Raw genomic sequence first — 13,375 nt, forward strand, 5'->3', positions numbered from 1 at the left:
CGGGTGGCACGATGACCTGATGACCGCCGTACCGGACCTCGTGACCGTCGTCGACCGCCTGCTCGCCGAGGACGGCGGGTGCGTCTGGAACCGGGCGCAGACCCACGCCTCGCTCGCGCGCTACGCCGTCGAGGAGTCGTACGAACTCGTCGACGCCATCGACGACGGCGACCCCGACGACGTCCGCGAGGAACTCGGCGACCTGCTCTACCAGGTGGTCCTGCACGCGGGGCTCGCCGCCCGGGCGGGGGACTTCACCTTCGAGGACGTCGCCGCCGGGGTCCGGGACAAGATGACCAGGCGGCACCCGCACGTGTTCGGCGACGAGACGGCGGACACCGTCGAGGACGTCGTGCGGGTCTGGCGTGCGGCCAAGGCGGCCGAGAAGGCGAGCCGGCGGAGTGCGTTCGACGGGGTGCCGCGGGCGATGCCGCCGCTGGAGCGTGCGGTGAAGCTGCTGGAACGCCTGGAGGAACGTGGGGACGCCGACGCGGTCGTCGCGTCCGTCGTCGGGGCCGGTTCCGGCGTCGGCCTGGAGGCCCGTGGTGCGTCCGCCGCGCCCGCTGCGGACGACGGGGTGGCGACGGTTGACGCCGAGTGGGGGCGCGCGGTACTCGGGGAGGTCGCGGCTGCGGCAGGACGCGGGGTGGACCCGGTCGCGAGTCTGCGGGCCGCGGTGGCGGCGTTGGAGGAGGCCGGTCGGGCTGTGGAGTGATCCCCGGTCGGGAGAACGGGCGCCCTCCCAACCCGAAAAAGAGAGGGCGCCCGTGAGCGGGCGTCGGCTCCACCAGGGAGAGGGGCCGACAGGGAAGCCCGCTCGAACCGCGGGACGCACTGCAGCACGTCGCCCCGCGAATCGGTCCGGAGCGTGGATCAGGCACGATCCGGACCGAGGTTCTGCATGCAGTATGCGAGTGGGTCGGCAGGCGCGCAAGCCGGAGACGCCCGTCTGCCAGAATTGACCCCATGGCAACGACCGTGACGGCACCCCGTGGCATGCGTGACTTCCTCCCGGCGGACAAGGCCCGGCGCGAGCACGTGCTCGGTGTCGTGCGGGACGTCTACTCGCGGCACGGTTTCGACGAGATCGAGACCCCGGTGGTGGAGGACGCTGCGCGGCTGCACTCCGGGCTCGGCGGCGACAACGAGAAGCTGGCGTTCGCGGTGATGAAGCGCGGGCTGACCACCGAGGACCTGCAGGCTGCCGAAGCGCCGCTGGACCTCGCCGACCTCGGTCTCCGGTTCGACCTGACGGTCCCGCTGGCCCGGTTCTACGCCTCGCACCGTGCGGAGCTGCCGTCGGTGTTCCGGTCCGTGCAGATCGCGCCGGTCTGGCGTGCCGAGCGCCCGCAGAAGGGCCGCTACCGCCAGTTCGTGCAGTGCGACATCGACATCCTGGGGGAGCCCGGGCAGCTCGCCGAGATCGAGCTCATCCGCGCGACGACCGCGGCCCTCGACGCCCTCGGGGTCCGCGGCACGACGATCCGGATCAACGACCGCCGGATCCTGCTCGCGCTCCTCGCGTCGTGGGGGATCACCGAGTCGGCCGCCGCGGACCGCGCGCTCATCACGATCGACAAGCTCGACAAGATCGGTGCGGACGGCGTCGCGGCGGAACTCCGCAGCACCGTGGGCGCCGACCTGCCCGGGCTCGAGGACACCATCCGTGCGCTCGAGGCCGCCGACTGGACGTCGGTCGAGGGGGCGCCGTGGCTCGACGCCGCGGCCTTCGCCGACCTGCTCCGCCTGCGCGAGGCGCTGCCCGGGGTGGACCTGCGCTTCGACCCGACGCTCGTGCGCGGCATGGGGTACTACACGGGCACGATCTTCGAGGTCGCGCACCCCGACTTCGGCTACAGCCTCGGTGGCGGCGGCCGGTACGACGGCATGATCGGCCGGTTCCTCGGGCAGGACGTCCCCGCGGTCGGGTTCTCGCTCGGGTTCGAGCGGCTCGTCGACCTCGTGACCCTCCCGGAGTCCGCCGAGGCCGACGCCGTCGTGCTCGTGTACGACAAGGACGTCGACCCGGTCCGGCTCGCCGCGCTGAAGACCGAGGCGCTGGCGTCCCACCGACGCGTCCGGCTCGAGCGCCGCACGAAGAACACCAAGAACCTGCTCGCCGGCCTCGCCGCCCAGGGCTTCACGGCGTTCGCGACCGTCTCGGCGGACACCGCGTCGCTCGAGGGCGTCGAGTTCCGCCCGCTCGACTGAGCACCCAGTCCTCGTTCCAGCACGGACTCGTCCACAGCGGGGCGTCACGGCCGACGTCGTGTTCACCTCCGCTCGCTAGGATCGACACCGCAATCACCACAACCAATGTGTAGGGAGTACCCCGTGGCCCTGATCGATGCCGTAGGCGCACGCGAAGTCCTCGATTCCCGAGGCAACCCGACGGTCGAGGTCGAGGTCCTCCTCGACGACGGCGTCGTGTCCCGCGCGCTCGTCCCGTCCGGTGCATCCACCGGCGCGTTCGAGGCGTACGAGCTGCGCGACGGCGATGCCTCGCGCTACGGCGGCAAGGGCGTGCTCAAGGCCGTCGACGCCGTCCTCGACGAGATCGGCCCGGCGCTCGAGGGCTTCGACGCCACCGATCAGCGCCTCGTCGACGCCGCGCTCATCGAGCTCGACGGCACCGAGAACAAGTCCCGCCTCGGCGCGAACGCGATCCTCGGTGCCTCGCTCGCCGTGGCCCGTGCCGCAGCCGACTCGGTCGACCTGCCGCTCTTCCGCTACCTCGGCGGCCCGAACGCGCACACGCTGCCCGTCCCGCTGATGAACGTCGTCAACGGTGGTGCCCACGCGGACACCAACGTCGACATCCAGGAGTTCTTCCTGGTGCCCTACGGCGCCGAGTCCTTCTCCGAGGCACTCCGCTGGGGCGTCGAGACCTACCACGCCCTCAAGGGCGAGCTGAAGAAGCAGGGCCTGGCCACCGGCCTCGGCGACGAGGGCGGCTTCGCGCCGGAGCTCGCGTCGAACCGCGCGGCGCTCGACTTCCTGCTCACCGCGATCGAGAAGGCCGGCTACACGCCCGGCAAGGACATCGCCGTCGGCCTCGACGTCGCGTCCACCGAGTTCTTCTCGGACGGCAAGTACCAGTTCGAGGGCAAGCAGCTCTCGAGCCAGGAGTTCACCTCCTACTTCGCCGAGCTCGTCGCGAACTACCCCCTCGTCACCATCGAGGACCCGCTGGCCGAGGACGACTGGGAAGGCTGGTCGCACCTGACCGCCGAGCTCGGCGACAAGGTCCAGATCGTCGGCGACGACCTGTTCGTCACCAACCCGAAGCGTCTGCAGCGGGGCATCGACGAGAAGGCCGCGAACTCGATCCTCGTCAAGGTCAACCAGATCGGCACGCTCACCGAGACGCTCGACGCGGTCTCGCTCGCGCACCGTCACGGCCTGACCTCGATCCTGTCGCACCGCTCCGGCGAGACCGAGGACACCACGATCGCGGACATCGCGGTCGCGGTCGACGGTGGTCAGATCAAGACCGGCGCCCCGGCCCGCTCGGACCGCGTCGCGAAGTACAACCAGCTGCTCCGCATCGAGGAAGAGCTCGGCGACGCCGCGGTGTACGCCGGTCGCTCGGCCTTCCCGCGCGCCGCGTCGCTGTAACCAGCTCGGCCAGCAGTACCCGCACCACCGAGACGCCGTCCTCCTCCAAAGGGGCGGCGTCTCGTCGTGTGTGCGGCCCCGAAGTGCCGAGCGGTCAGGACGTGCCGCGCGCGCTGCGTCGAGTGGTCACGAGTCGTCGGTTGGCCCGGGCCTGGCCGACAGGACGTGACCACCGGACGTGCGCCGGGCGGTGTGTGGTGACCACTCCGGGTGCGGGGTGGACGGACGGGCCCGAGCCGTGCCTCCCGGCTGCCTCGATCGGACCCGCACCCGCCCGCCGTCGGCGTGACGCCGTCGTGTCAGCCTGACGCCGCGAAGTCCGTGAGACGCCGCCGAATCCGGAGGCGTCTCGAGGAGACGACGGCGTCTTCTGCTGGGCAGCACCGTGGGACGCGAGACGCTGGGAGGGCGCCGAACGGCCGCGTGCCGGGCGGCCCGACCGACCGTGCCGGGTTATCGTCGGACCGTGCCCAGCCAGAAGCCCCGCGTCCGCCGCGTCCCCGTGGCGATGCCCGACGGCAGCACGCCCGCGCAGCCCTGGTACCGCTCGATCCACTTCTCCGGGTTCAGCCTGCTCATGCTCGCGATCATCGTGCTCTTCGTGGTGGTGCTCGCGCCGTCGCTCCGGACGCTCATCCAGCAGCAGGAGCAGATCGCCCAGCAGCAGCAGGAGGTCGCGAGCCAGAAGGCCGACGTCGCGCAGAAGAAGCAGGACGTCGCACGCTGGGACGACCCGGCGTACATCGAGGCGCAAGCCCGTGACCGGCTGCTCTACGTGTACCCGGGCGAGGAGAGCTACCTCGTGATGGGCACCGAGGACAAGCGGGCCGAGAAGACCCCGACCACGGACTCCGGCACCCCCGTGAGCGCGAAGGTGCAGACGCCAAAGGTCGACTGGGTGCAGGCGATGCTCTCGTCGGTGCTGCAGTCCGGGCTCACCGACGAGCGTGCCGCCGACCTCGTCGCCCCCGACGTCTCCGGGACGGGCGAGAGCAAGTAGTCCCGGACCGCGAGGCGCGGAGCCGTCCGGCCCGACGGTGCGAGGGGTTCCGCTTCTCCGGTAGGCTCACGTTCCCGTGACGACCCCTCCCTTCGACCCGCCCTCCGACCGCGACGTCCAGGTCGTGTCGGCGCAGCTCGGCCGACCGGCACGTGACGTCATCGGGATCGCGGCACGCTGCGTCTGTGGCAACCCCACCGTCGTCTCCACGAAGCCCCGGCTGTCGAACGGCACCCCGTTCCCGACGTTCTACTACCTGTGCCACCCCGCGGCCACCGCTGCGGTCAGCACCCTCGAGGCCAACCAGGTGATGCCCGAGCTGGCAGCCCTGCTCGAGGACCCCGAAGTCGCCGCGCAGTACCGCGCGGCCCACGAGTCCTACCTGGCCGATCGCGAGTCGATCGAACACGTCGACGAGATCGACGGCATCAGCGCCGGTGGCATGCCCACCCGCGTGAAGTGCCTGCACGCCCTCGTCGGCCACGCCCTCGCCGCCGGACCCGGCGTCAACCCCATCGGCGACCTCGCGCTCGAGCGCGCGGACTGGTCGCCCTCCCGGTGTGAGTGCCGGGCGTATGATGACGGTGCAGACGCTGGAGTCGGGGCGGGTGGCGGCGAAGTCTGACTCGACTCCCGCACACCCCCATCCAAGGAGATCATCCCCCGTGCCCAAGATCCTCGTCGTCGGCGGCGGTTACGCCGGTTTCTACACCGCATGGAAGCTCGAGAAGCACCTTCGCCAGGGCGAAGCCGAGGTCGTCATGGTGGACCCGCTGCCGTACATGACGTACCAGCCGTTCCTGCCCGAGGTCGCCGCCGGTTCCATCGAGCCGCGTCACGCGGTCGTCGCGCACCGTCGTCACCTAAAGAAGACCCGCGTCGTCACGGCGAAGGTCACCAAGGTCGACCACGCCACCAAGACGGCGACGATCACCCCGGCCGAGGGCGAGGCGTGGGAGGAGTCCTACGACCAGATCGTCATGACCGCCGGCGCGGTGTCCCGCACGTTCCCGATCCCGGGTGTCGCGGACGAGGCCATCGGCCTGAAGACCATCGAGGAAGCCGCGTCGATCCGTGACCGCATCCTCAGCAACTTCCACAAGGCGGCGAACCTGCCGGCCGGTCCCGAGCGCGACCGCCTGCTCACCGTCGTCGTCGTCGGTGGTGGCTTCGCCGGCATCGAGGTGTTCGCCGAGCTCCGCTCCTTCGTCACCGACCTGCTGAAGAGCCACCCGCAGCTGTCCTTCGACGACACGCACTTCCACCTGGTCGAGGCGATGGGCCGCATCATGCCCGAGGTCTCGCTCGAGACGTCGCACTGGGTGCTCAAGAACCTCGCGGAGCGTGGCGCGACCGTGCACCTCGAGACCCAGCTGGCCTCGGCCGTGGGTGGCGTCTGCGAGCTCAAGACGAGCGACGGCGCGATCGAGACCATCCCGTCCGACCTCATCATCTGGACCGCCGGTGTCATGGCGAACCCGATGGTCAAGGGCACCGACTTCCCGCTCGAGCAGCGTGGCCGCATCCGCGTGCAGCCCGACCTGCGCGTGGTCGACGACAACGGCGTGATCGCCGACGCATGGGCCTGCGGCGACGTCGCAGCCGTGCCGGACCTGACCGGTGGCGGTGTCGGCGGGTTCTGCGTGCCGAACGCCCAGCACGCCGTGCGCCAGGCCAAGCAGCTCGCGAAGAACGTCGTCGCGACCATCCGTGGCGAGGCGACGACCGACTACAAGCACGAGAACCTCGGTGCCGTCGCAGGCCTCGGCCTGGGCACCGGTGTGTTCCAGTCCGGCAAGTTCGCCATGAAGGGCTTCCTGGCCTGGGGTGCCCACCGCGGCTACCACGGCCTGGCCATGCCGTCGTGGGAGCGCAAGTGGCGCGTCATCGGCGACTGGGTCGGTGGCTTCTTCCTGGGCCGCGACATCGTGTCGCTCGACGACCGCGAGACCCCGCGTGCCGCGTTCGAGGCGTTCGCGTCCCGTCCGAAGCCCGCTGCCGAGGCCCCGGCCGCGCCCGCCGCAGCCCCGGCTCCGGAAGAGGGCAAGGTCGCCGGTGCCGCCGGCCCCGTCTACGGCGAGCCCGCGAAGGACGTCTCCAACGCCCCTGAGCCGGTGACGGCCCCGGCCGACGCCAAGTAGCACCACTCGTCACGAAGGCGGTCACCTGCGAAGGGTGGCCGCCTTCGTGCATCGGTAGGCTGTTGCGGCCCGCCCCCGTGGCCCAATCGGTAGAGGCATGCGACTTAAAATCGCCGAGTTGTGGGTTCGAGTCCCACCGGGGGTACCGAACACCGCACGCGACCCGCGCACCCCGCACGCCCAGTAGCATCGACGATCGTGGTCGGACTCGGAAGCGCACTCGCCAACCTGCAGAACGCCCTCCGCCGACCGGAGGCCCACGTCGAGGTCGTCGACGGCGAGAGCGTCCCGGTCGGCATGCTCCTCGGCACCCTCGGAGCCCTGCTCCTGGACGCCGGCAGCTCCGTCACCGACGTCCGGTCGGCGCTCGAGAAGGCCCGGGACGCCGCCGGGGTCGGACCGACGCTCGCGATCGGCGTCCTGCCCGCCCTGGTGATGGTGAGCGAGGTCTCGACGGGCGCCGCCACCATCGTCAACGCCGAGGGCGTCGAACTGTCCTCCCGCCAGGCCGCCCGGGCCAACCGCGTCGTGCTCGGGCTCGAGAGCGGCTCCATCGCCCTCGCCGAGATCCCCGCCCGCGTCCGGGCCATCCGCGCCGGCACCGTCCCGCCGCCCGCCCTGCCGTGGATCCTCGGCAACGCCCTGACCTCGGCCGGCCTGGCCGTCGTCTTCCGCTGCCCCTGGTGGGCGATCGTCCTGGCGCTCGTCGTCGGTGGTCTGGTCGGCGTGATCGGACTGGTCCTCCGGCGCTTCCGCGAAGCCGTGGCGATCATCCCGTTCCTGGCCGCGTTCGTGTCGACGGCGATCGTCGGCCTGGTCGCCGCGGGCACCGGGTTCGAGCAGGTCCCGCTCTTCGCGGTCTGCGCCCCGGTGGCGGTGTTCGTCCCGGGCGCGCTCATCACCAACGCGTTGCTCGAACTCACCGCCGCGGACATCGTCACCGGGTCGTCGCGACTGGTGCAGGGGCTCATCATGCTCGGCTTCATGGCCGCCGGCATCGCGTCCGGCAGCGCCCTGACCGGGTTGCACGTCGACCCGTCGTCGGCCGCGCTCGTCGGCGAGGTCGCGGGGGTCGGCACGGACCTGGCCGGCTGGGAGTCCGTGCCGGCGTACTGGGTGTCGTGGGTGGCCGTCGTGGTGCTCGCGGTCGGGCTCGGTCTGGTGTTCCGGTCCGGGTGGCGCCTGACGCTCGTGTCGGTGGCGGTCATGGTCACCGCGTACGCCGTGGTGAGCACGACGACGCCGCTCTGGGGCAGCGTCGTCGCGACCGGTGCCGCAGCGGCGCTGCTGTTCGTCACGACCCGGTTGCTCGAGCGTCTCGTGCCGGCGATCCCGGCGACGGTGTCGTTCTTCCCGGCGTTCCTGCTGCTCGTGCCGGGGACGGTCGGGCTGGTGGCGGTGGCCACCTTCGATCCGGAGGCGCTCGCCACTCCGCTCGCGACCTTCGTCAGCCTGTGCATCGGGACGAAGATCGGCGGGCTCCTGCCCGGCCTCTTCGCGCGCAACGCGCCCCGGCGCGCGGTGGACGCGACCAGCTGACGGACGGGAGGCCCGTGGCGGCGCCGCCACGGGCCTCCAGGCCGTCACCGGCCGGGTACCGGGCCCGCTACGGCTCGATCAGCCGGCCGGCTGCCTGGTCCGCCGCGGCCGTGTCCTTCGCCAGGTAGTGCACCTTCTTGCCGGTGGCGTTGTAGGGGAGGTCCGTGACGAAGCGGTACCGCCGCGGGCGCTTGTACCGGGCGAGGCCCGGGTGGGAGCCGGTCCACTCCTCGAGCACGGCCGCTGCCTCGGCGTCGTCGGTCGGCAGCCGGTCGCCGGCACGGACGACGTACGCCGTGACGACCTCGCCCCACCGCGGGTCCGGCACGCCCACCACGATGGAGTCGGCGACCCCGGGGTGCTCCTGCAGCACCGCCTCGACCTGGACGGGGTGCACGTTCTCGCCGCCGGAGATGACCATGTCGTCCTTGCGGCCCACGATCGTGACCCGCTCGTGCTCGTCCCACGTGGCGAGGTCGCCCGGGTAGAACCAGCCGTTCGCGAACTTCTCGGCCTCGAGCCCGGGGTTCCGGTACGAGTAGCCGGACTTCACGGTGCGGACGGCGAACTCACCGATCTCGGTGCCGTCCTTCGCCACCGTGTCGGTGGGGTCGGCCAGACGGTCCTCGTGCACGCGGACGACGGCGACGTCGTCGTCGGTCGATGCGCGACCGGCGGAACCGGCGCCGTCCGGGAAGTCCTCGGGGCGCAGGAACGTGTTCCAGAAGGTCTCGGTGGTGCCGTACCCGTTGAAGATCCGCGGCGACAGCAGCTCCTGGTACCGCAGTGCCGCGGCTCGGTCGAGCGGTGCGCCCATCGTGACGATGCCGTTGAGGCTCGACAGGTCCCGCGCCCGGCGTTCCTGCGCGTCGGCGAGCTGCACCAGGTTCGGCGGAGCCCCGATCAGGAACGTCAGGCGCTCGGACTCGACCAGGTCGAGCACCCGGTCGGCGTCGAAGTGCCGCAGCGTCGTGAGTTCCGCGCCGACGTAGAACACCGGGTTCGGGCCGCCGGAGTACAGGCCGCCACGGTGGAACAGCGGTGACATGTTGAGCGTCTTGTCGAACGGACTGAGCGGGAAGTGCATGACCACGTCGTGCGCGCTGAGCACCTCGACCAGGCTCGGCAGCGGGACGGGCTTCGGCCGACCGGTGGTGCCCGAGGTGTAGAGCCGGGTGGACTCGTCGTAGGTGCTGCGCGGGCCGATCGCCGCGAGTTCCTCGGGGGAGACGGGATCGGACGCGAGCAGCTCGGCGAACCGGTCGTGGTCGCCGCCGACCGGGACGACGTGGTCCGGCCGGTGCGGCGAGGACTCGATCGCGGCGGCGATCGCACTCGTCCGCTCGGTGTCGTGCACCAGGACGGCGGGTGCGGAGTCCTCGATGATGAACGCGACCTCGTCGGGGGCGAGCCGGAAGTTCGTCGGCGAGAACACGGCGCCGATGCGGTGGCAGGCCAGGTAGAGCATCGCGAACTCGGGTGTGTTGAACAGCTCGACCATCACGACGGAACCCCGTCCGCCACCGTGCCGGACGAGCCACCCGGCGATCCGGTCGACGGTGTCGCCGAGCTCGGCGTAGGTCCACGAGCGGTCCGTCTCCGGCTCGCGCAGCGCGGGTCGGCCGGCGAAGCGGTGGGTGTTGCGGGCGAAGCCGTTCGCGTAGGTGAAGCTGCCCTCGAACACCTCGCGGAAGCGCGTAGCGTCGTAGTCGGACCGGGTGTCCGTGTCGGGGTGGGTGTCGGGTCGGGTGTCGGTCATCATCGCTCCTGCCGCGGTCGTGCGGTGCACACCGACTGTCCTGCGCGGGCACCGGTCACGAGGCGTCGCTGCACCGCTGGTCCGGCGCGGCGTGGTCGTCCGATCGTCACACTAGCCCGCTGTCCGCGAACCGGCCCGCATGTGCGTCTTCTGTCCGACGGGTGGTGCGGTGCACCGCTCTGGAGGCCCGGCTTGGCTCAGACGCGGGCCGCGCGCCGCTCGGTGCGCAGCCAGACCAGTGCCGCGATCGCGGCCGCAACGCAGGCCGCGGCGATCCCGACGAGCAGGGCCGGTGCGGCGTGCGTGCCGGTCGTCCCCGAGTAGACCGCCGTGGTCAGCGCCACGGCGACCACCGCGAGCGCGACGTACCGACCGTGGGAGGCGGCGAGCAGCGCGCTGCCGGCAGACCCCGCGACGGGCAGCAGGGTCGCGACCACGGCACCGAGGCCGCCGACGCACAGCGTGATGGCGAACTCCGACCCGAGCGACACCCAGAAGCCGCTGCCCGCGAGCACGCTGTGCAGCACCCAGCCGGCCGCGGCGAGTCCGAGCAGCGCCAGCACCCGCCAGGTCGCACCCCGGGGGCTCGCGGCGATCCCGGTACCGAGGCGGAGTGGGCCGGTCCCCAGTCCGGGGCGGACGGACGGCACGAGGACGACCCCGACGATGAGTGCGGGGGACAGGTCCGCCGCGCGGGTGACGCCGCACGCCACGAGGGCTGCGAGCACGAGCCACGGCGACACCCGGAATCCGACGGTGCGGTGGTCGCTGCCGGCTGCCCACCGCGTGGCGAACACGACGGCGGCGGTCAGGACGCCGGTCCCGGCGAGGACGGCGATCGCCAGACGGGCGTAGCGGGCCTCGAGCTCGACGCCGACCCCGAGCAGGGTGCACAGTGCCGCGACGGACACCGCGATGGCGATGGACGCCCAGGTCGGCAGGACGTCGTCGCCGCGGGCGCGGTCCGACCGCGAGCGGTTGCGTCCGAGCAGCCCGGCGAACGGCGAGCGGAGGCGGCCGCGGGTGACCGCGGCCACGAGGGCGAGCGGCGCGGCGATGAGCAGGAGGAACCCGGCGGCGACGGCGGTGGCGACCAGGACGGTCCGCCACGAGAACGCGGCCTGGATGGTCGGGACGGTCCGGTCGTAGGTGGTCGCCGCGGTCCAGTCGCCCGCGGGTCCGGACCAGTCGGGGTGGCCTCCGGCGCTCCCGACGCCGGCCGGGGTGCTGCCGGTGCCGTCGCTGGGGCCGTTGCCGGTGCCTGCTGCGCCGCCGTCTTCGTTGCCGTTGCCGCCGTCGCCCCCGTGACCGGCGGCGTTCGTGCCGGTGCCGGTTCCGCCGTGGCCGGTCGCGCCGGGGGCGCCCGTCGGCGCGCCGGACCCCGGCGTCGACGTGCCCGGCGTCCCCGGGGTGTCCGTGGCGCCCGGCGTCGGTGTGGCGGTCGGGGCCGTGGTGGTGGACCACACCGTGACCCGGACGGCGGCCGACGACCGGGAGTAGTTGCCCGCGACGTCGTGCTGCGTCGCGGTGAGCTCGTGCCCGCCGGCGCGCAACGTCGACCCCGCGGTGGAGCACGACCACGAGGCGTCCGACCCCACCACCACGCCGCACACCGGCGCACGGTCGACGTACACGGTCACGCGGGCGCCGGGTTCACCGGTCCCGGCCACCGTCGTCGACCGGGTGCCGATGCGCTGGCCGTCGTCCGGTGTCGTGATGCGCGGGGCGGCCGGCGCCGTGCGGTCGACCGTGACCGTCACGGGAGCCGACGCCGCGCTCCGCAGGTCCGACCGGTAGCCGCGCGCCGTGCTGGCGGTCTGCGACGCGGTGACGGTGAACCGACCGTCGGCGAGCGACCCGAGGGCGGCCACCCACCGGCCGTCCGCACCCACCCGGGCGGTCTGCTGGGCCGAGGAGCCGGAGACCGACAGCATCACCGTCGATCCGGGGTACCCCGTGCCGGACACCGTTCTGCCGGTGGGACCGGCGGCCGCCAGCGTCGGCGGGACGATGACGTCCGAGGCCGGTGCACTCGCGACGGGCAGTGCGGCGACGAGGTCGCGCACCGTGAAGACCTGTTGTGGACCGGACCGGACGGCGCCGAGGCAGGCCCAGGACCCGTTCGGGTCCACCCGGGTCGTGCACCCGGACGAACCCGTCGCGGCCGGGCCGGTCACCCGGACGGCGTGCCCGGGGGTGCCGGTGCCGTGGAAGCGCGTCGTCCCCGTCGTGATGTCACCCGGGTCGGCGATGGTGGGCCGAACGGCCGGACGCGTGGGGGTGGGCGTCGGGGCGCCCGGTCGGCCGGGGCTCGGCGGAGCGATCTCGCTCGGCTCGGGCGTGGCAGTGGGAGTGGCGGCGACCGCGACGGCGGGGGCTGTCGCGGCGCCGAGGAGGGCGGCGACGAGGACCGTGGTCGCCGCTGCGAGCAGGGCGAAGCGGGGACGACGACGAGGACTGTCACCCCCGACAGCCCCCTCGTCCACGCTCTCCCCGCTCGTGTTCACCGGACCCATCCCACGGGATCTGCGGCGTCCGGTCAATACACCTCGCGGATGAGGTTCGGGATCGGGCCGCAGTCCGGGAGCCCGGTGTGCGTGACTCGGGAATCGGCCGTGAACACTGCTCACGGAACAGAGCATGCTCAGCGCGTCGATAGACTTCACGATGGCCGTTCAGGCCAACGCAGCACCGCGGATCCCGACGCGCAAAGGAGTACGCCCGCATGGACACCGGACTCGTCACGACGCTCATCGTCGTCGGAGTGGTGGTGGTCGTCCTGGTGATCATCGGGATCTACCTCTGGGTGACGTACAACTCCCTCGTCACGCTCAAGGTCCGGGTCGACGAGGCCTGGAGCGACATCTCGGTGCAGCTGAAGCGCCGCGCCGACCTCATCCCCACCATCGTGGACACGGTCAAGGGGTACGCCACGCACGAGAAGGCGGTCTTCGACGACGTGACGAAGGCCCGCGCCGAGACCCTGTCCGCCGGTGACGCCGACACGGCCTCCACGGCCGAGGGACACATGCAGAAGGCGCTCAAGAGCGTGTTCGCGGTGGCCGAGGGGTACCCGCAGCTGCAGTCGAGCCAGAACTTCCTGCAGCTGCAGTCCGAACTCGTCGACACCGAGGACAAGATCCAGGCAGCCCGCCGGTTCTACAACGGTGGCGTGCGTGAGCTGAACACGAAGATCCGGGTGTTCCCGAACTCCACGTTCGCGAAGAACCGCGGTTTCTCCGAGGCGTCGTTCTTCGAGACGAACGAGCCGGCGGCCATCGCCGAGCCGCCGCGCGTGCAGTTCTGACCCCAGCGTCG

Annotated in this window: 10 protein-coding genes and 1 tRNA gene; 9 read left to right on the top strand and 2 right to left on the bottom strand. The window is 72.1% G+C overall.

The genetic code is table 11. The features are described 5' to 3' along the window. Window positions 1–19: 19 nt before the first annotated feature. The 8 genes from DEJ20_RS04225 (at window position 20) to DEJ20_RS04260 (ending at window position 8,298) form a co-directional block, all read left to right on the top strand. Window positions 20–715 carry a MazG family protein gene (locus DEJ20_RS04225; RefSeq protein WP_111235397.1) on the top strand — a complete coding sequence of 232 codons (696 nt, stop codon included), beginning with the start codon at window positions 20–22 and terminating at the stop codon, window positions 713–715. Window positions 716–966: 251 nt separating this feature from the next. After that, the gene (hisS, locus tag DEJ20_RS04230) at window positions 967–2,211 is read left to right on the top strand and encodes a histidine--tRNA ligase (RefSeq protein WP_111235398.1); all 1,245 of its coding nucleotides are present in this window, start codon (window positions 967–969) and stop codon (window positions 2,209–2,211) included. A 123-nt stretch (window positions 2,212–2,334) separates the two neighbouring features. Next, entirely contained in the window at window positions 2,335–3,618 is a 1,284-nt protein-coding gene (gene eno, locus DEJ20_RS04235; RefSeq protein ID WP_027464494.1) for a phosphopyruvate hydratase, read from the top strand. Window positions 3,619–4,084: 466 nt separating this feature from the next. Then, window positions 4,085–4,618 (top strand): FtsB family cell division protein, encoded by a 534-nt coding sequence (locus tag DEJ20_RS04240; protein ID WP_111235399.1) that lies wholly within the window; start codon window positions 4,085–4,087, stop codon window positions 4,616–4,618. 76 nt (window positions 4,619–4,694) lie between these two features. Then, on the top strand, window positions 4,695–5,243 hold the full coding sequence (locus DEJ20_RS04245) for a DUF501 domain-containing protein (RefSeq protein ID WP_071406119.1): 549 nt from the start codon (window positions 4,695–4,697) through the stop codon (window positions 5,241–5,243). Window positions 5,244–5,283: 40 nt separating this feature from the next. After that, the gene (locus tag DEJ20_RS04250; RefSeq protein ID WP_111235400.1) at window positions 5,284–6,759 is read left to right on the top strand and encodes an NAD(P)/FAD-dependent oxidoreductase; all 1,476 of its coding nucleotides are present in this window, start codon (window positions 5,284–5,286) and stop codon (window positions 6,757–6,759) included. Window positions 6,760–6,830: 71 nt separating this feature from the next. Beyond that, window positions 6,831–6,904 (top strand) — tRNA-Leu (locus tag DEJ20_RS04255). Window positions 6,905–6,957: 53 nt separating this feature from the next. Continuing rightward, window positions 6,958–8,298, top strand: a complete 1,341-nt coding sequence (locus DEJ20_RS04260; RefSeq protein ID WP_111235401.1) for a threonine/serine exporter family protein — start codon at window positions 6,958–6,960, stop codon at window positions 8,296–8,298. Window positions 8,299–8,365: 67 nt separating this feature from the next. On the opposite strand, the gene DEJ20_RS04265 is transcribed toward DEJ20_RS04260, so the two are convergent. Together DEJ20_RS04265 and DEJ20_RS04270 are read right to left on the bottom strand one after the other, a co-directional pair. After that, a complete protein-coding gene (locus DEJ20_RS04265) occupies window positions 8,366–10,057 on the bottom strand; it encodes a class I adenylate-forming enzyme family protein (RefSeq protein WP_111235498.1) in 1,692 nt (563 codons plus the stop codon). Window positions 10,058–10,254: 197 nt separating this feature from the next. Then, window positions 10,255–12,564 carry an Ig-like domain-containing protein gene (locus tag DEJ20_RS04270; protein WP_146245435.1) on the bottom strand — a complete coding sequence of 770 codons (2,310 nt, stop codon included), beginning with the start codon at window positions 12,562–12,564 and terminating at the stop codon, window positions 10,255–10,257. Window positions 12,565–12,782: 218 nt separating this feature from the next. On the opposite strand from DEJ20_RS04270, the gene DEJ20_RS04275 reads away from it, so the two are divergent. Next, window positions 12,783–13,364: a LemA family protein gene (locus DEJ20_RS04275; protein WP_110895440.1), complete on the top strand. Its 582-nt coding sequence runs from the start codon at window positions 12,783–12,785 to the stop codon at window positions 13,362–13,364. The last annotated feature ends 11 nt before the right edge of the window (window positions 13,365–13,375 follow it).

Source organism: Curtobacterium sp. MCSS17_005 (assembly GCF_003234225.2).
Taxonomy (GTDB): Bacteria; Actinomycetota; Actinomycetes; order Actinomycetales; family Microbacteriaceae; genus Curtobacterium; species Curtobacterium flaccumfaciens.